Consider the following 17,735-nt stretch of genomic DNA (forward strand, 5'->3'; position numbering starts at 1 on the left):
TTCCACTCCAAGGTATCGGCATCAGTCGACGCGCAGACTAAGACAGCGAGCGTCGAGAAGGCTGACACCACAGCCGACACTTCGATAAAAAAAGAAGTGCCGCCAAAGACCGAATAAACGTCAGCGGATTCCGCGTAGCCGCTGAGCCGCCTCGGCCCTGCGTCTGATGCGCTCGGTCGCTGCGGTGGCGTTGTGTTCGGCGCGCGTGAGGGCGGCGGATGTGGACTCGTAAGCAGGGAACGCCGTAAGCGTGATCTCATACAGGTCAACATCAGTGATGGTCCGGAGCGGTAGACGATTGCCGCCGTCCTGCCAGTCCTCGGCACGCACCTGAAAGCCGAAGCTGCAGCCCTTAACGTCCTGACGTCCTACCGTGCCGATAGCTGTCTGCCCTTCAGGCGTCGATGGGTCAGCGTCCAGCGAGAACCAAAGACCAATCCTGTCTTCGCGCAATGTGAGCGTACCAGCCGAGACGCGCCCAAGCACGCGCCCGCTGTCGTGACTGAGGATAGCGACAACATCGGGCATATCTTTTAGCGTGCGAGTGAATGCCCCTTGCGCGATACGTTCGCGGAACTCCCCGGCAATGACGGTCTCGCTGTTGAACATCACCGCATAGCCGGAGATGACGTTGCCTGTCATTTGCGCTCCAACTTGGCTTCCGCCCGGCCCAGCGCCGACTTGGCGCGGAGTTCGCGGGCAATCTTGATAGGATCCGTATCGGTATACTCTAGCGGCTTGCCAGGCAACTTGATGCGCCGCGACTTGCTGGTGGTGCGGGTGCGGGCCGTGTCTGCCTTTTCGATGTTAGACTGCATAGCCAGCCTCCGTTACGTCTTTCACATATGTTGCGACCCGGCGCTGCGCGTCCCGATGGTCGCCCATGAAGAACGGACGGATAGGCCCGAGCGACGCCCACGAAACGCCTTCCGCTTCGATGGCCATGATCAGTTCATTGAGTTCGCCGTGCGCCTCGTCGGCCGCCTGCAGGGCGGTTACGAGGGCTGCAACACGCTTGCCAACTTCCGGCCCAACCGCATCACAAACAGCTTTGCCTGCCTTGGTTTCCAGTGCCATGCGACGTTTCTGGATCTCGGCTAGAGCGGTCTCGCCTACCGCAATGCGATGGCGAGCGTCGGCGATGGCTTTGCGCTTTGTTGCCTTCGGGGAAGGATTGTCTTGCAAAAGCGCGGCCACCTCAGGGTGAATTTCTGGCGAGTCATCAACCGCCAATTCACGCTCGAATAGTTTCTGTTCCGCGCGATCGGCGCGAACCGCGGCGCTGATCTCGTTTTCTCTTTCTAGAAGGCGCGCCAAGTCTGGCAGCACTTCCGCGGCAGAAGGCACGCGATAGGCTTCAGGGTCGACCTTCGGCACAACGCGCGGCGGGCGAACATCGACAGGTGCGGACTTGCGCGGGCGGGGGAAAATCGCTGCCATTTAGGATTCCTTCCTGAATAGGTCTTGGATGACGTCAACGAAGGCGCTGGCGTTGATGGTGGTGGATTTGCGGTGGCCGTTAGCCTGCCAATTCGCAGCCAACGCCCCAACAGGCACGAAACGCTCCGTGTGACCGCTGGTGGCGTCGTAAATGGTTACCTCAGGCCAGTTGCCGACGACTTCGATCCGGTCGCGGCGCAGTAGGTCGGCTTCACCGTGGATGGCAACGTCGGCAATGACGTCGAGCGCCCGACCGGCCGTGTCGATGCTGTCCGGAGCGCCAGTCAGGTCGACACCACCAGGTGTTAGCGAACGATAGCGCGCAACTGCGTCTGGTGCCTCGTGCAGGGCAGTGTCGGCGGCGAGCGCGATGATTAACGACACCACATCGTGCGCGTCGAGTTCGGGCGCAATGCCCGGTCCGCCTAGAGGGAGCACACCGCGCTCCTGCAGACGGCGAGAAATGGTAATGCTGCGGGATTTCGGAAATCCCAAGTGGTGCTCGATTGATGTCAAGCAGGCTCTAAGAGCAGCCATGGCGTGGCGTTCCTTTCATAGTTCGAAATTGCGTATGTGATGGGCAAAAAAAGAGCCGCGCTCCCGAAGGAGCAGCGGCTGATTGGTCCCGCCTGATCTCTAGACCAATGACGGGATGCCCACGCCTGTGAGGGCAGGCAGGGCGGCGACGACCTAGGGAGAACGCCGCGAATTGTCGCTGGGTACTGCCCGAAGGTGCGCCCAGCGTCACGGGCAAGCCGTGAAACGAAAGGGCAGCCGAAGCTGCCCTGTATCTCTCACCTATACCCCTGTGGGAATTTGAATTGGGTATGCCTATGCGGCGCGACGGACGGGTTTACGCCAGAACTCATCAACCGCCTGCATGCCGAGCATGACAAGCGCCCGACCAGCACCCTTTGCCCCGGCTTGATTTCCCACGCCGTGCTCGCGCCCGATTTTCTCTAATGTATCTCCGAATACGACGGCCGCCTCGAACGCTTCCCGCAACCAGCCAAGCACAGACTGCAACTCGGCCAATTCCCTGCCGCAATCGATATGATGCAATAGCGGCCAATCGCCATTCCACTTTTTCGCAACAGGCTTTGCACGCTTCTTGGTCTTATCGGGATCCGCCATCACGGCGCGGGTGGCCGGCGTATCGAGGCGAGCTTTCTTGCCCTTGACCGTCTTCAGCCCCTTATCGACCAGATTGCCCGTGGATTCGTCTAGCCTGATGTCGGCCATCAGATAGATGTTCTCGGCGAGGTCGCGCCCAACCAAGTCATGCGGCCCATTCGCGACGTTCCAGAGATCGCGATAGCGTTCGGCCAGCGCCAGACACTGATCGTTTCCTTCCGCCTTCAGAAGCTTCTGCAATGGCCAGTCCACATTATCGTTGGCAGCCTGGCCGCTGTAACGGTTGCTTGTGATGCGCACAGCCTGCGCGCACAGCCGCCACTCGACAGACGGGCCGTCTGTTCCGTATCGGAAGCAGGGCTTGCCGCGGCGAGAGCTAGTGCGCGCGGGCATCCAGTCGCCATCTGCGTCGTCAATGATCCGAGGCAATGCTTTCAGGTCTTCGGCCACGTCGAAGACGGGCCGTTCTGTCGTGTTCATGTGGTGGTTCCCCAGGTGGTGGCGGCCCGAAGGCCGTAAGTGCCGCTTCCTCAAGCGGGTGGTCAGTTTTTATACAGGTTCGGCGGGCTAGGACTTTCGTCCACCCTCCCCCTGCGCCGCCTTTCGGGCGTCAGGGTTTTTGGGCGTTCTGAGTTCCTTGATTTCCTCGAGGAGGTTTTTGACCAGAAGTCCATAAACCTGTGTTAGCTCAGCTGGTGTCAGTTCGACCCGGATATCGTACGCGCCGGCATAGTTCACCTGCAGGTTGGCCGTCCCAAACAGCGTTGTCGTTCCGTCTCTAATGTCGGTGCCTACAATCAGATTTTCGATCTGCTGGTCGAGCAGGATTACGCCTGTCTCGCCCGGATGATTGTGTGTTGTGGTCCTGATCTTCACGTTGGCCTCCTGCTTGATCACTCAGGTCTCAACCAATAATAGCATGCGGAACAAACCTTCGGGTCGCGGGGTTTCTCTGGCCACACAGGGAGAAACCCGATGATCCATTGGCTACTCAGAATTGGCGCCCTCTACGCGGCTTACAAACTCGGCGAAGCAGGCGGCCGCGCCCAGGCTCGCGCCGACATGCGTCTTCAGCCGCCGCTCGACTACGAGCGCTTGCCATCTGACCGCAACGAGGCGGAATTCGGCGAGCTGACGTGAGCGTTGTCGTTTGCCGCTATGCCGCCTCGTCCTCGCTTCTGTTGTCATTGGCGGCAAGCAGCGCGACGACAGTCTTGCGGCTCGGTTCCACAAACGTGTGTGGACGGCGACCGGCCGGATTGGTGCCGTTCAGCAAAATGCGGCGCTCGTTATGGTAGGGGATGGCGGCGTCATGGGCGCGCCAGTCGCGGCGAAGGCGATTTGTGGGGGTGGTCATGGTTTCTTCGGAGATAGGCGCTCGTGGCGCGTTCCGGCCTGGCCGGTCTTCATCGTCGCCAACGCGGCGGCGGTCTTGGATATTGTCGATATAGGCGTCGAGTGCGTGAAAATTCAAGACGAGAACTAAATATAGTGTCTGAGTGGCCGGAATGTCACTAATGTAGGAGGGACGGAAAAGCGAGTGGGGCAACCTGCCGCCCTAGCTCTTCGACCCGCACCCTGGCCGTCACACTGGTTCGAGCAAGGATAGTAACTCATCAGACAACTCGCGGCGGGTGATCTGAGCCGTTGCCTTTGACTTGGTATCTATTGCGTGCCAGAGAACAGAGCCCGTCTGACCGCAGAGGACCGCTGGAAGAATATAAGTATGCTGCGGAGATAGGGTGATTTTGCTCTTATTGCCTGCGGTTGCAACATCCATTGGGGCCTTTATAAAATCGGCGTTAGCTACTCGCATCTTAGCCAGCGGGACTCTTATCAACCGGAACTTTCGATATATCAGATGCAGCCGCTCGTCAGCCTTTCCTATGGGGGTATCCCTGACGGTGCGCAATGTCTCGTATGAGGACAAAACCCATAGACGACTAAGCGCTATTTGCATGGTCGCAGCGAGGATGGACGACTTGCGTGGCTTTGGCGACTCGGTGGCACCGGCAAGGTGCTCGTCTTCCATGCATCTGATCGCCAAGTCGAGCATGCAGTCGGCGTGGTTCAACACCGGTTGAATGGAGCCATACTTTTCAGTCATTCGATGGGTCATGAGTACCCAGCGATTGGCGAGATCGGGTTGCTTCGCCATCGCAGCTTCAATGGCGAAGCCTATTTCATCAGCAATCATTGCATATGATGACATGGCCTGGAGGTGATCAGCAACGGGCATCCCTCGGTCGGATTTCCAAACGTCCTACTCTCTACAGGCGTGGATAAACCGGAAGTGGTTTCCAGCCACTTCCAGGGTGTTCCACCCTGCCGGGGGTATAAGGGGTGGAAGAACAGGGGTGGAACGGGTGGTAGGTGGGTGGAATGTAAGGTGGAACATCACTCCTCCACCTCTGAATCCGGACCAAAATCCTCTGCCGACACTATAAGACGCTGCCTCTGCTTTGATGGCGGGCCTTCCCAAACAACCTTCACGATGCCATCGGCAAGGAGCCGTTGCATAGCCGCCTCGAACTGCTTCCTGGTAACACCCTCGGCATCTGGCCGCGCTGCTAAAACGTTCGGCGCGTAGTTGACTCCCCTGGTCGAGGCTACGCGTTGGCCGGTTCGATTGACTGCGGAGAGCAAGCTCCGGAACGCCTCATCATGGCGCCTGTTTAGTAGGCCACTGACGGCGGTTGGCTTGCCATCGTCCAACACGAACACGCCATCTTGCCATCGCATCCGAAGTTCATTGCCGACCTTCCCGTAATTGATCTTTTTTGTCGTCAGCACGCGGGCGTCAGGGTCAATGTCATCCTTACCCTCCGGCCGGGTCAAATAGAGACGCGAACGCACCGAATTATTCCATGCCGTTGAGCCTGACGAGCCTGTGCCCGTTTGCATGCCGGCAACAGACGGGTGAGCCAGAAGCATGATTGCGCAATCGCTCTCCATGGCCACCTTCCGCAGCATGGCGATGAATTGGCGAACCTGTGCCCGTTTGATTTCATCGCCACCAAAAAGGTCGGCCGAGGTATCCAGCACGACAAGACCTGGCTTGAGATCCTGAATGGTTACGACGAGCCGCTTCCAAAGAACTGTCGGCTCCATAGCCCCAAGCCGGTTAGGAACACACAGGAGTGCATCCCGATCGGCCAGAGGCAAAAGTCGGAACCGCCACATGTCTGACATGGCCATCTTGTGGTGACCGACAATATCTGCAAGCCTTCGATGGAACTCGTCTGCGCTGTCCTCTGCGCCGACGTAGAGTGCCGGCCTAGCCAAAGGTTCTAGGCCAAGCGTGTCTACCGACAGCGCACTCGCGGCGGCGATTTGCAGGGCAAGTAGAGATTTACCCACGCCCCCATCACCGTTCAAAATTGTGACCTGGCGCATTGGGACCATGCCTTCAATGAACCATTCCCGCTTAGGCACGGGCAGCCCGCTCCAGTCAGCAGGATTAACGAGGAAGATTTCTTGATTGTCGTTTCCCCCAACGGGCGGCTGTTTGGGCTTTACCGCTCTCACCTTCAGCGGCTCGTCGTCAATGAGCGCGTCAGTGACGAGGCAGTGGGCGGCCGGACAATATTGGCCGCCGATCTGGCGCACCTCGGGCGTCCCACCTCTCCACAACGTCACGACTGATACATCATCGCCATGACCTAAAAACCTGCCGAAGCTGTCTGTCAGAACGCCAAGCCGCGGAACGTCTTCTGGCTCAAGTTCAGACCAGCTACCGGAAAATTTTTCGATGCTATCGCGGGTGGTGTTCGTCCAATCAGGTTGGCCGTCCGAAAAAGGCACTAGCACGACGTCGCCGAACAACATGTCAGCATAGTCGGCGACGGTTTCTAGAGCGTGTTCACGTTGGTCGATGCTGATCAAACCTACAGCAGGTTCAACGCCATCACCGAAGCCGGACTGTAAGGTGAAGGGAGCCATCTCATAGGCGTTAGGATACATTGGCTGCTGCCCCCAAAGCCGCGGCTGCTGCCTGGCTGATTTGTTCGGCGAATGCTGGAAGAAAAGTCACGGCGTGCTTGCCACACGCCTGCGGCGCGACGGTTCGCAGTTGGCCGAGGCGATTTGTGCGGAGTGCGAGATTGAAAATGCGGAGATGCCCATCGATCTCTAAATCAAAATAGGCAAGCGTTCTCGATCCGGCTGCTGGCCGGATGGCGATGATATTCACTTGGATCGTCCTTTGGATTGAGATTAGCCGCGGTTGGGTCCGCGGGACTTTTTTTGGTTTCAACTTTTGCCGTCTTTGCCGCCCGTTATCGCGAGAAAAAAGTTGAACTTTTCAGCGGCACATATGAACAATCCCCCGGCCTGTCACGCCGGAGGTCGCGGGTTCGAGCCCCGTCACTCGCGCCAAGTCTTTTCAAGGACTTGGCCTTTGTCGCGCATAAGAAGTTTCAATTTTTCCTGCCGCCTGGCGTCCTCCTTTAGGGCCGGGGCCGAAGGTCGAGAGCGGAAGATTGAAGCCTCGTCGAGAGGCTCAACCGCAAGGCGGACCGAGGCACCCGAAGTCGATTGTCATTTGCAGCGGTGCGGCTCATAGCGTCTCCCCCAATTCGAAAAACTCCCGTCGTACCAGATAAGCATTGGGCTGATGGCCTGGACTCCAATCCATCTTTCCAAGACGTCCGGCGCCATTCCCTAAATTGCACACATTTACATTAGCAATCCCTCAACTAACTGGGACGACCATACTCCACGTTGGGTCGACAGTTGGGTGTTGCGATGCAAAGTGACTTTGCAGCGGCGCGCGAGCTGCTCGAATGCGCGCAAAACCGCCTATCCGGAAATGACGAAACAAGCCGGAGTGTCCGCGCGATGCTTGACGTCCTGATTGAAGAGATCGCAGCCGCGGAATTTCAGAAGGCGCCCTTGACGATCATCCCATTTCCGCGAACGCGACCGCCGCGGTAGTCAGGAACCCAGATCCTTCCCTTCGAGGGATTGCCGGGATGCAGCCAAATCAGGAAGGCGGCGTTGGCTGCCACCCATTCCCGCGCCAGGAGGAATATAGCCCAGTTCGATCACCCTGTGTGCTGGCCTTGCCTCCATCAGGCAAAGCCAGCCAACAGGCCCTGCGGCGGTTCGTAATGTCAGAAATGTGCGCGATTGGTCGCTAAGCAGGCCGCCGACAATTTCTTAATCATGGACTTGCGGCGGTTGTGGTTGGCATCATGGGCCGCGCGAGCAGAAGGTGTTGGTCGGCGCTTCTCTCGCGCACGGCTGGCGGCAATGACAACGGTCGATCGGCGAAACCGATCCTAGCTTCCGGCCAGCAGCGCCTCGACCTCGCGCAGTGTCGGCATCGATGGCGCCGTCCCCGGCCGCGTCACCGAAATGCCGGCTACCGCGCAGGCAAAGCGCACCGCTTGTACCGGCTCCACCCCTCGCGAAAGCGCTGCGGCGAAGCCGCCGTTGAAGGCATCTCCGGCTCCCGTGGTTTCGACCACCGGCCCGGCGCTGATGGCGGGGACATGCTCGGAGCGGTCCTTGGTGTGCAGCAGTGCGCCCTTGTCACCGAGCGTGACGATGACGGTGCCGACGCCCTTTTCGAGCAGCTTGCCGGCGGCGGCCCGGGCGTCATCGACCGAGGAGACTTTCAGCCCTGTCAATTCCTCCGTCTCGGTCTCGTTCGGCGTGAGATAATCGCAGAGCGTGTAGATGCGGTCGGGGAGCGTGGCCGCGGGAGCGGGGTTGAGGATGGTCGTCACCCCTGCCCCGCGCGCGATCTCCAGCGCCCTCAGCGCCGCGTCGATGGGCTGTTCGAGCTGCGTGACAAAGACGCCGGCCCCGCCGATCAGATCGGCATTGGCCTCGATATCGGCCGGCGAAATCAGCATGGCCGCACCAGGACTGACGATGATGGCGTTGTTGCCGCTTCCCTCCTCGACGAAGATGTAGGCGGCGCCGGTGTAGCTATCCGGCGTATCGATGACGGCGCTTTTCACGCCGGCATCCTTCCAGGTCCGCTTGGCCATGTCTGCGAAGGCATCGACGCCAAGCCGGGTCAGGAAGGTGATATCGGCACCGAGCTTGCCGGCGGCCACCGCCTGGTTCGAACCCTTGCCGCCCGGCCCGAGCTTGAAAGAATTGCCGAGGATCGTTTCGCCCATGCGCGGCTGGCGATCGGCGCGATAGGCGGTATCGGCGACGAAGACGCCCAGGACGACGACAGGTTTCATGACGACAGGCTTGCCGGAGGCCATGCTATGCCGCGTCCGGCGGCACGACGCCCTTGCGGAAGGCGAAGCAGCCGTAGAAGCGGCGCTCGCCGGTCTGGATGACGCAATAGGCCCGTTTGGCGCGCTCATAGAAGGCGTAGCGCTCGACCGGGAGCATCGGCCAGGACTTGCCCTCGGCCGCGTCGATTTCCTTTTGCACTTCCTTCTGCACGGGCGGAATCTCGTCCGGCTTGCCGACGATCTCCATGCGTGCCGCGGAGTCGTCGACGAACGTATCCAGCGGGTAGAGCGACAGCACCGCCTTCACCACTTGCGCCGCCGGGGCATCGATGCGCAACAGCCGGCCGAGCGCCGTCTGGCGCGCCACCGAATCGGACGGGAAATTGGTGTCGGCGATGATCAGGTCGTCGCCATGTCCCATCGCCCGCAATGCCTGCAGCACGTCGGCATTGAGCAACGGATGGATCCCTTTGAGCATGATGGTCCTCGTGAAGTCCGTTTGAGATCAGAGACGTTGAGATCAGAGACGCTGGCCGGTCTCGGCGTCGAACAGGTGGATATGGTCGAGCCTGGGCCGGAGCTTGAGCGTATCGCCAGGCTTGAAGTCGTGGCGCTCGCGAAACAATGCCACCATCTCGCCGTCGCCGAAGCGCAGGAACACCAGCGTTTCGGACCCGGTCGGCTCGACCACCGAAATCTTCGCCGGGACGCCATCGGGATGGATCTCGAGATGCTCCGGGCGCACGCCATAGACGACAGCCTGCCCGTCCCGCGCGGCATTGTCGCCAATCGGGAACAATGTACCTGATATGTCGACACCGGGCTTGTCGCCCTTGCGCAAAACACCCTTGAGCAAGTTCATCGAAGGTGAGCCGATAAAACCGGCGACGAACAAATTGGCTGGCCGGTCGAACAGCTCCAGTGGCGCGCCGATCTGCTCGATGCGGCCGTCGCGCATGACGACGATCTTGTCGGCCATCGTCATCGCCTCGATCTGGTCGTGGGTGACGTAGATGGTGGTGGTTTTCAGCCGCTGGTGGAGTTCCTTGATCTCGGTGCGCATCTGCACGCGCAGCTTGGCATCGAGGTTCGAGAGCGGCTCATCGAAGAGGAACACTTGCGGATTGCGCACGATGGCACGCCCCATCGCCACGCGTTGACGCTGGCCGCCCGAGAGCTGCCGGGGATAGCGCTTGAGATAGGGATTGAGATCCAGGATATCGGCGGCGCGCTTGACCCGCTCGGCGACCACGGCCGGATCGGTCTTCCGCAGCTTGAGGGCAAAGGCCATGTTCTGCTCCACCGTCTTGTGCGGATAGAGCGCGTAGTTCTGGAACACCATGGCGATGTCGCGTTTTGCGGGCGGCAGATGATTGACGACACGGTCACCGATGGCGATCGTGCCGCCGGAAACGGTCTCCAGCCCGGCCACCATTCTCAGCAGCGTGGACTTGCCGCAACCTGAAGGACCGACCAGCACGACGAACTGTCCGTCAGCGATGTCGACGCTGACTTCGTGCAGAACCTTGACGGTTCCAAACGCCTTGGCCACCTTGCTGATCGCGACTTGAGCCATATCTCCCCCATCGGCTCCACTGGCCGTAGGCGCAGAAGCTAACCAACGCGACCTGCCAGGGCAAGTCGGTCTCTTATAGATAAAAACCTGTTCTCGTTGACACGGCGTTTGGTTGTGAGAATAGTGGCAGGCGCTGGTCCAAATGTCGGTAACGATCCGCAGGGAATTTCAATCGACGCAGGGTGGGGGCCTGCCTAATTCGTTGCCCAGCCGGGAGCACAGTCGTGCTCCAGCGTCCGACAGGTGGCCACATCCATTCACACTGATATTCTGGGAGGAATAGTCGATGAGAACAGGTCTTTACGACAAACTGGTCCGCGCTGGCGCCACAAGGCGCGACATATTGAAGGGTGCGGCCAGCATGGCCGCGATCGCGGCGGCATCCGGCGCCGGGCTCGGCGCGCTGACGCGTCCGGCCTCCGCTGCAAGCGAGCTTCGCTCGAAGATCCTGCAGATTCCCGGCGTTGGCAAAGGCCAGCCGACCGATGCCGATTTCCAGAAGGTCGGCGAGCTCTGCCTCGAGGCGACCAAGGCCAATGTCAAGGAAGGTGAATTCGCCGGCGTTGAGCTGACCTTCATGGGCCTCAACAACCAGAACCTGCACAATGTGCTGTTCCGCGGCTTCCTGAAGCCATGGGAAGCCTATACCGGCGCCAAGATCAGCTGGATCGACCTGGCGCAGGCCGACTACAACGCCCGCCTGCAGCAGTCGATCGCCACCGGCACCGTCGACTTCGACATTATCGAGATGGGCGCCCCCTTCGAAGGCGACGTCTGCGGCAAGGGCCTGACCTCGGAAATGCCCGACTGGGTCAAGAAGCAGATCGATTTCGACGATCTGGTCAATTATCTGAAGCCGCCGGTCGGCACCTGGGATGGCAAGCAGTATCGCGTGACCATCGACGGCGACACGCACAATTTCAACTACCGCACCGACGTGTTCGCCGATGCCGACCTCGCCAAGCAGTGGAAGGACGGCGGCGGTGAAGGCGAATGGGGCGTGCCGAAGACCTGGCAACAGGTGCAGGCCGTGACCAAGTTCCTCAAGGGCAAGAAATTCAAGGGCCAGGACGTCTACGGCTACCTCGATGCGCCCAAGCCCTGGGGCGGTTTCGGCTTCTACTTCCTCGGCAGCCGCGCCACCGCCTATGCCAAGCATCCCGACGACAAGGCCTGGCTGTTCGACGCCGACACGATGAAGCCGCGCGTCAACAATCCGGCCTGGGTGCGCGCCATTCAGGACGTGATCGACGCCCTGCCCTCCGAACCGGCCGACCAGATCAATGCCGATCCGAACACCACCGCCTTCCAGCAGTTCCTGGCCGGCACCGGCTCGATGATCCCCTGGTGGGGCGATGTCGGCTCGAACGTGAAGACCAATGATTCCTCTGTCATCGGCGACGTCACCGGCTTCTCGATCCTGCCGGGCTCGGACGACGTCTACAACTCCAAGACCGGCAAATGGGAGAAGCTCGCCAGCGGGCCGAACTATTCGCCGAACTGCGCCTATCTCGGCTGGGGCGTCTACGTGATGGCCCGTGTCGACAGCGACGAGAAGAAGAAGAAAGCGGCATGGTCCGCCGCCGCCCATCTCGGCGGCAAGGACCTGTCGATCTGGACGGCGATGTATCCGTCCGGCTTCCAGCCCTACCGCAATTCCCATTTCGACATTCCGGAATGGGTGGCGGCTGGCTACGACGAGGCCTTCATCACCTCGTACCTCAAGTCGGAAGGCGACAGCTACAACCATCCGAACGCGGCAATCGAGCCACGCATCCCCGGCATCTTCCAGTATTATTCCGCCGCCGAGGACATCCTGGCCAACACCTTCGCGGGCAAGATGAAGGCGCAGGAAGGCGCCGACGCCATTGCCGCGGCCTGGGAAAAGCTGACCGACCAGATCGGCCGCGAAAAGCAGATCAAGCTCTACAAGGCCTCGCTCGGCATGGCCTGATCGGAGCCTGAAACCGGGTCCGGCGACGAGAGCCGCCGGACCCTGTCTTGACCGGTACGCCGGTCGCGAAGTGCCTTCTGCAACCGGACGAGACGCTTGGCTGACCAGATTTTGCCCACCAATGATTGGCCGGCAAACGCCGTCCCATCCGACCTGATCCCGCCAGGCCGCAAACGCCTTGGCTGGGCGCTGATGGCGCTGGCCACGCTTGGCCTCCTGGCAACGATCCTGGTACAGATCCTCTACAAGAGCGAAGTCGACACGATCGGTTTCGAGACGTGGCGACCGGTCGTCTATGCCTATGTGCTGTGGGGCGTGGCGCTCGGCATCGGCCAGGTGCTGACGCGCGGCGAGGACGGGCAGCGCGCGCTGTTCCTGTTGCCGGCGCTGCTGTTCACCATCGCCATGGTGATCTTCCCGACGCTGTTCGGCTTCTACATCGCACTCACCGACTGGAACCTCTCCTCCTTCAGTGGCCGCAGGTTCAACGGGCTCGACAATTTCTGGCAGATGCTTGGCGACCCCTACTACCGCAATGCACTGTTCAACATGGTGCTCTATGTGCTGGCGGTGCTGGTCGAATATGTCATCGCCTTCGGCCTGGCGCTGTTGCTCAACGCACAGATCCGGGCGCGAAAGTTCTTCCGCGTCGTCTTCCTGATGCCGCTGATGCTGTCGCCGGTCGCGGTATCCTGGATGATCGGCAAATCGCTGATGGAATACCGGTTCGGGCCGGCGGCGACGCTGGCGCGCCATCTCGGCTGGGATAATCCCGCCTTCTTCTCCGATCCGATCACCGCGCGCATCTCGATCATGCTGCTCGACGCCTGGACCTTCATTCCCTTCATGATGATCATGCTGCTGGCCGGCCTGCAGGCCATGTCGCGCGAGGTGCTGGAGGCGGCGCGCGTCGACGGCGCGACCGCATGGCAGACCTTCTGGCAGGTCACCTTCCCGCTGATGCTGCCGGTCTCGGTGACGGCGGTGATCCTGCGCATCATCTTCAAGCTGAAGCTCGCCGACATCATCATCACAGTGACATCAGGCGGCCCCGGCGGCGCGACCGATTCCGTGTCGAGCTTCATCTACCGGGAATACCGCGACCGCTCGAATGTCGGCTACGGCACCATGCTGGCAATGGCCTACCTCGTCATCATCGTGGTGTTCGTGACCTGGCTGCTGAAGCTCGCCAACCGCTTCGTGCGCAACGTCAACTGAGTGGCCGGATCATGAGCGTTCAGACCACCGACTATACCGTCTCCGAAATCCGCTCTCCGGCGAGCTTCATCACCAGCCGCGTCTTCATCTATGGGGCTCTCGTCTTCTGGGCCTTCATCTGCCTGTTCCCGATCTACTGGACGATAACGACCTCGTTCAAATCGGCGGTCGACGTCACGCAAGGCCATCTCATCCCCTTCGTCGACTTCTGGCCGGACTGGAAGGGCTGGCGATCGCTCGGCCTGTCGCCGGATTCGATCTTCCAGACCTCCACGGTGCGCGATGAGTTCTTCAAGCGATTCATGAACTCGGTCATCACTTCGGTCGGCGCATCGAGCCTCGCCATCGTCATCGGCAGCCTCGCCGCCTATGGCCTGACGCGCTACCGCTACAAATTCGCCTGGTTCAGGAACGAGGATATCTCCTTCTTCTTCCTGTCGCAGCTGATCCTGCCGCCCGTGGTGCTCGCCCTGCCCTTCCTGGTGCTCTACCGGGAAGTCGGCCTGCTCGACACGCGCGTCGGGCTGATCTTGCTCTACACGCTGATGGTGCTGCCGATCGTCATCTGGATCATGCGCGACCAGTTCAACTCCATTCCCGTCGAGTTGGAGGAAGCGGCCCTCGTCGATGGCCTGTCGATCTGGGGCGCGTTTTTCCGCATCGTCATGCCGATCGCGCTGCCAGGCATGGTCGCCGCGTTCATCCTGGCGATGGTGCTATGCTGGAACGAATATTTTTTCGCCGCGCTGCTGACCTCGACTGACGCCAAGACCATTCCGGTCATGGTGGCGAGCCAGACCGGCTCGCAAGGCATTAACTGGTGGTCGATGGCGGCCCTTGCCACCGCGGCCATAGCGCCTCTCGCCGTCATCGGCATCGCTCTGGAGCGCTATCTGATCATGGGCATGACTGCGGGAGCGGTGAAATAAGGCCGTACTGGTTCGTGCGCGATATCCGCGTTGGCCACAAAGGCCATGACCGCTACGGCAAGGGTGCATGCCAAGCGCCTGGCAAGGTCGGACTTACCGGGCGGAACGGCTGAAAAACCGCGGTTAAGTCTTCAGGATGGACCGCAGGTGATCCATGATCATGGCAACGCCTTTTTGCCCGAGTTCCGCCGATGCATCCTTGGCGCCCGCCGTATACCAGCCGGTATTGTCGGCGAAGCGGGCGACATCGACAGCTTCAGGGCATAGTGCCAGCATCAGCGATGTCTCGCCGACGCCGGCATGGTCGAACGGGTACTTGCCGTTCATGGCCGCCGGCATCAACGGATGCACCTGCACCCAGTTGAAGAAGTTTTCCCCCTCGGCATGTCCGGCATAATAGTCAGCCATCGTCTCGGAACCCCACCAGCCCTCGCCGCGCTGCTTTTCGAGAAAACGGAAGATCGCCTGACGGCCGGCGGTCTTGAAGGCGAGATCGGTCGGCATGCCGGCGGCAAAGTTCTCGGTCTGGTGATGGACGATGGCGTGGATGTTGCGGAAGCCGATGCGCAGCAGGCTGTAGAACAGCTCCTCGCCGAATGGGGCCAGTTGATTGCCGCCGACCTGCACCGAACCAGTGCCTTCCGGCGGCGCCACCGCGTAACTCGCCGCGCCGTAGTAGAAGGGCGGCAGGATGACGACATCCCTCTCCTGCTCGAACAGTTCCAGCGTCTTGATGACGGCCAGAGTGTCCATGCCGACAGCCATGTGCTCGCCATGGTATTCAAGCACGCCCAGCGGCAGCGCGACCGGCCAATTCTGCGCGATCGCCTTGCGGATCTGGTGCGGCAGCATCAATTCATAACGCATGGTCTATTCCATGTTGGTGTGTCGCGCGCGCATGGCTTGCGGCGACGCACCGGTCAGGGATTTGAGTTTCAGCACCATCACCTCGAACAGCAGAAACAGGGCTCCTTCGAACACCGAGCCCATCGGCAGGACCGAAGTCTTTTGTGGACCCTGGTCATCGGCCATGGTCTGGGCCGGGATGATCAGCGTGGTGTCGGCCAGCCCCGCGGCACTGCCACCGGCCTGGGCGGTCAGCAGCAGATTGGTCGCGCCGGCGTTGCGCGCAACCTGCATCAAGGTCAGCACTGTCGAGGTTTCTCCCGGCCCGGAACTGGACAGGAAAACATCGCCTGGGCCCAGCGGCGGCGTGGTCATGTCCCCGACCACCGAGACAGGCAGACCGAGATGGAAGAGCCGCATGGCGAAACCCTTGACCTGCAACGCCTCGCGGCCGCAGCCATAGACGACGATCTGTCTGGCTTCTGCCAACTGCTTGCAGGCGGCCTCGATGCTGCCTTCATCCACGCGTGCCAACACGCCGCCGAGTTCATCGAGCGCGGTCTTGAACAGGTTTTCGCTCGGGCCGCTCACTGCAAATCCACCCTCGAAATCGTCCGGGATTTTTTTCACGAACAGCTTGATCTGGTTCATGCTAGCAACCGCGAAAATGGGTGTCCAACGCCGCGCAACGCTTTTGCCTGATCACAGGCGTGATAGTGTCATGCCAGACAAATCAACCCGGGAAACTGCAGGACATGAAGACACGGCATTTCGACCGCATCGGCAATGGCGGCATCACCTTTACCGAGCTCGGCTTCGGCACGGCACCGCTCGGCAATCTCTACCGCACCGTTTCGGACGAGGATGCCAATGCCACGCTGGATGCCGCCTGGGCGACCGGCTGCCGCTACTACGACACCGCGCCGCTCTATGGGCTCGGCCTGTCTGAAACGCGCCTCAATCCCTTCCTGCGCGGCAAGAAGCGCGATGACTATGTGCTGTCGAGCAAGGTCGGCCGCCTGATGCGCGCCTGCCCGCCCGAGCAGCGCACGGGCATCGGCAAGTTCTTCGACACGCCGTCGCGCCGCGAGGTGTACGATTACAGCTATGACGGCGTGATGCGCTCTTTCGAGGCCTCGCTCGAGCGGCTTGGCGTCGACCGGATAGACATACTGTTCGTGCATGATGTCGACATCTTCACCCATGGCAGCAAGGAGGCGTCCGACCTGCGCATCGAGGAATTCATGCGCTCGGGCTATTACGGGCTGCTGTCGCTGCGCGACCAGGGCGTCATCAAGGCGTTCGGCGGCGGCATCAACGAATGGCAGGTTGCTCAGACGCTGGCCGAGCGCGGCGATTTCGACCTGTTTCTGCTTGCCGGGCGCTACACGCTGCTCGAACAGGAAGCGCTGACATCCTTCCTGCCGCTCTGCCAAAAACGCGGCATCGGCATCGTTCTCGGCGGCCCCTACAATTCCGGGATCCTGGCGACGGGGCCAAAACCCGGCGCCTACTACAATTACTCCGAAGCGCCGAGGGACATTCTCGAACGGGTCGCCAGCATCGAGGCTGTCTGCAAACGCCATGGCGTCAGGCTGATCGAGGCGGCGCTGCAATTTCCGTTGCTGCATCCGTCGGTCGTCTCGGTGATCCCCGGCGGCCAGCGGCCGAGCGAAGTCGAAAGCAACCGGGCGCTGCTCGACGCGGAACTGCCAGCAACCCTTTGGGCCGACCTCAAGAAGGAAGGCCTGATGAGCGCCGATGCGCCGACCGCATAACCGGGGACCATCAGCGCCGGTGTCAGGCCCAAAAAAGAAAAGCCGAGGCAAGCCCGGCTTTTCTGGTCTCTGAAAAAGAAAAACGCGTTTAGTTGACGGCGTCCTTGAGGCCTTTGCCGGCCGAAAACTTCGGCACGGTGCGTGCCGGGATCTTCACTTCAGCGCCGGTCTGGGGGTTGCGGCCAGTCGAGGCCGCACGCTTTGACACGGTAAAATTGCCAAAGCCGACAAGCCGGACATCGCCGCCCTTCTTCAGTTCGCCGGTGATGACGGAAAACACCGCATCGACCGCCGACTGCGCGTCACCCTTCGAAATGCTCGCGGCGTCGGCGACAGCGGACACCAGTTCGTTCTTGTTCATAAAAATTCCCTTCCATGAGAACACCGGAACTAACGACTCATCCGGCAGGAAACGGACTTTAGAAAGAAGCGTTCCCGCAACCAAGTCGAAAAGGCAGGAAAAAGTGGGAAAAAGCCCGGAAATCCGGGGTTTTTCACATGAAAAAGCCGGGCGCGAGGCCCGGCTTTCTGTTTGTGCGCTGCAACTTTAGAAATTTCTAACGCATGACCCCGAAAACCGTAGCCGGTTTTCGGAAAGGACCATGCGCAAGTCTATAGTGTTAGAGCGTCCTTTACGCGTCCAATCGGACGCGCGGC

Annotated in this window: 21 protein-coding genes; 5 read left to right on the plus strand and 16 right to left on the minus strand. The window is 60.6% G+C overall.

Annotated elements, in window-relative coordinates; translation table 11 throughout:
- Positions 1-120: 120 nt before the first annotated feature.
- From EB231_RS23020 to EB231_RS23045, 6 genes are all read right to left on the minus strand, one after another.
- Entirely contained in the window at positions 121-642 is a 522-nt protein-coding gene (locus EB231_RS23020; RefSeq protein ID WP_172350839.1) for an HK97 family phage prohead protease, read from the minus strand.
- Positions 639-818, minus strand: a complete 180-nt coding sequence (locus EB231_RS23025) for a hypothetical protein (RefSeq protein WP_172350840.1) — start codon at positions 816-818, stop codon at positions 639-641. The genes EB231_RS23020 and EB231_RS23025 overlap by 4 nt, the downstream gene beginning before the upstream one ends.
- Positions 808-1,440: a hypothetical protein gene (locus EB231_RS23030; RefSeq protein WP_172350841.1), complete on the minus strand. Its 633-nt coding sequence runs from the start codon at positions 1,438-1,440 to the stop codon at positions 808-810. The genes EB231_RS23025 and EB231_RS23030 overlap by 11 nt, the downstream gene beginning before the upstream one ends.
- On the minus strand, positions 1,441-1,956 hold the full coding sequence (locus tag EB231_RS23035) for a hypothetical protein (protein WP_172350842.1): 516 nt from the start codon (positions 1,954-1,956) through the stop codon (positions 1,441-1,443).
- A gap of 315 nt (positions 1,957-2,271) precedes the next feature.
- Positions 2,272-3,054 (minus strand): hypothetical protein, encoded by a 783-nt coding sequence (locus EB231_RS23040; protein WP_172350843.1) that lies wholly within the window; start codon positions 3,052-3,054, stop codon positions 2,272-2,274.
- A gap of 87 nt (positions 3,055-3,141) precedes the next feature.
- Positions 3,142-3,471 (minus strand): hypothetical protein, encoded by a 330-nt coding sequence (locus EB231_RS23045; RefSeq protein WP_172350844.1) that lies wholly within the window; start codon positions 3,469-3,471, stop codon positions 3,142-3,144.
- A 78-nt stretch (positions 3,472-3,549) separates the two neighbouring features.
- On the opposite strand from EB231_RS23045, the gene EB231_RS23050 reads away from it, so the two are divergent.
- Positions 3,550-3,714 carry a hypothetical protein gene (locus tag EB231_RS23050; RefSeq protein WP_172347040.1) on the plus strand — a complete coding sequence of 55 codons (165 nt, stop codon included), beginning with the start codon at positions 3,550-3,552 and terminating at the stop codon, positions 3,712-3,714.
- A 16-nt stretch (positions 3,715-3,730) separates the two neighbouring features.
- Here the strand turns inward: EB231_RS23050 and EB231_RS23055 are convergent, their stop codons facing one another.
- From EB231_RS23055 to EB231_RS23085, 7 genes are all read right to left on the minus strand, one after another.
- Complete coding sequence (locus tag EB231_RS23055; RefSeq protein ID WP_172350845.1) at positions 3,731-3,931, minus strand: hypothetical protein; 201 nt, start codon at positions 3,929-3,931, stop codon at positions 3,731-3,733.
- 228 nt (positions 3,932-4,159) lie between these two features.
- Positions 4,160-4,813, minus strand: a complete 654-nt coding sequence (locus EB231_RS23060) for a hypothetical protein (protein WP_172350846.1) — start codon at positions 4,811-4,813, stop codon at positions 4,160-4,162.
- Between the two features lie 158 nt (positions 4,814-4,971).
- Positions 4,972-6,537 (minus strand): AAA family ATPase, encoded by a 1,566-nt coding sequence (locus EB231_RS23065; RefSeq protein WP_172350847.1) that lies wholly within the window; start codon positions 6,535-6,537, stop codon positions 4,972-4,974.
- A complete protein-coding gene (locus EB231_RS23070) occupies positions 6,527-6,766 on the minus strand; it encodes a hypothetical protein (protein WP_172350848.1) in 240 nt (79 codons plus the stop codon). Before EB231_RS23070 ends, EB231_RS23065 begins: the two co-directional genes overlap by 11 nt.
- A gap of 1,090 nt (positions 6,767-7,856) precedes the next feature.
- Entirely contained in the window at positions 7,857-8,801 is a 945-nt protein-coding gene (gene rbsK / locus EB231_RS23075; RefSeq protein WP_172350849.1) for a ribokinase, read from the minus strand.
- Position 8,802: 1 nt separating this feature from the next.
- A complete protein-coding gene (locus EB231_RS23080; RefSeq protein WP_140767867.1) occupies positions 8,803-9,255 on the minus strand; it encodes an RbsD/FucU family protein in 453 nt (150 codons plus the stop codon).
- Between the two features lie 42 nt (positions 9,256-9,297).
- Positions 9,298-10,353: an ABC transporter ATP-binding protein gene (locus EB231_RS23085; protein ID WP_172350850.1), complete on the minus strand. Its 1,056-nt coding sequence runs from the start codon at positions 10,351-10,353 to the stop codon at positions 9,298-9,300.
- A gap of 286 nt (positions 10,354-10,639) precedes the next feature.
- On the opposite strand from EB231_RS23085, the gene EB231_RS23090 reads away from it, so the two are divergent.
- The 3 genes from EB231_RS23090 to EB231_RS23100 all read left to right on the plus strand — a co-directional run bounded on the left by EB231_RS23090 (position 10,640) and on the right by EB231_RS23100 (position 14,454).
- Positions 10,640-12,307 (plus strand): ABC transporter substrate-binding protein, encoded by a 1,668-nt coding sequence (locus tag EB231_RS23090; protein ID WP_172350851.1) that lies wholly within the window; start codon positions 10,640-10,642, stop codon positions 12,305-12,307.
- A 96-nt stretch (positions 12,308-12,403) separates the two neighbouring features.
- The gene (locus EB231_RS23095) at positions 12,404-13,525 is read left to right on the plus strand and encodes a carbohydrate ABC transporter permease (RefSeq protein WP_172350852.1); all 1,122 of its coding nucleotides are present in this window, start codon (positions 12,404-12,406) and stop codon (positions 13,523-13,525) included.
- Positions 13,526-13,536: 11 nt separating this feature from the next.
- Complete coding sequence (locus EB231_RS23100; RefSeq protein WP_056562348.1) at positions 13,537-14,454, plus strand: carbohydrate ABC transporter permease; 918 nt, start codon at positions 13,537-13,539, stop codon at positions 14,452-14,454.
- A 123-nt stretch (positions 14,455-14,577) separates the two neighbouring features.
- Here EB231_RS23100 and EB231_RS23105 read toward each other — a convergent pair whose 3' ends face one another.
- A complete protein-coding gene (locus EB231_RS23105; RefSeq protein WP_172350853.1) occupies positions 14,578-15,321 on the minus strand; it encodes a creatininase family protein in 744 nt (247 codons plus the stop codon).
- Between the two features lie 3 nt (positions 15,322-15,324).
- Positions 15,325-15,951 (minus strand): SIS domain-containing protein, encoded by a 627-nt coding sequence (locus tag EB231_RS23110; protein ID WP_172350854.1) that lies wholly within the window; start codon positions 15,949-15,951, stop codon positions 15,325-15,327.
- A 104-nt stretch (positions 15,952-16,055) separates the two neighbouring features.
- On the opposite strand from EB231_RS23110, the gene EB231_RS23115 reads away from it, so the two are divergent.
- Positions 16,056-17,078 carry an aldo/keto reductase gene (locus EB231_RS23115; protein ID WP_172350855.1) on the plus strand — a complete coding sequence of 341 codons (1,023 nt, stop codon included), beginning with the start codon at positions 16,056-16,058 and terminating at the stop codon, positions 17,076-17,078.
- A gap of 88 nt (positions 17,079-17,166) precedes the next feature.
- On the opposite strand, the gene EB231_RS23120 is transcribed toward EB231_RS23115, so the two are convergent.
- Positions 17,167-17,439, minus strand: coding sequence for an HU family DNA-binding protein (locus EB231_RS23120; protein WP_006201846.1), 273 nt, complete (start codon positions 17,437-17,439; stop codon positions 17,167-17,169).
- Positions 17,440-17,735 lie beyond the last annotated feature (296 nt).

Source organism: Mesorhizobium sp. NZP2298, from assembly GCF_013170825.1.
GTDB lineage: Bacteria > Pseudomonadota > Alphaproteobacteria > Rhizobiales > Rhizobiaceae > Mesorhizobium.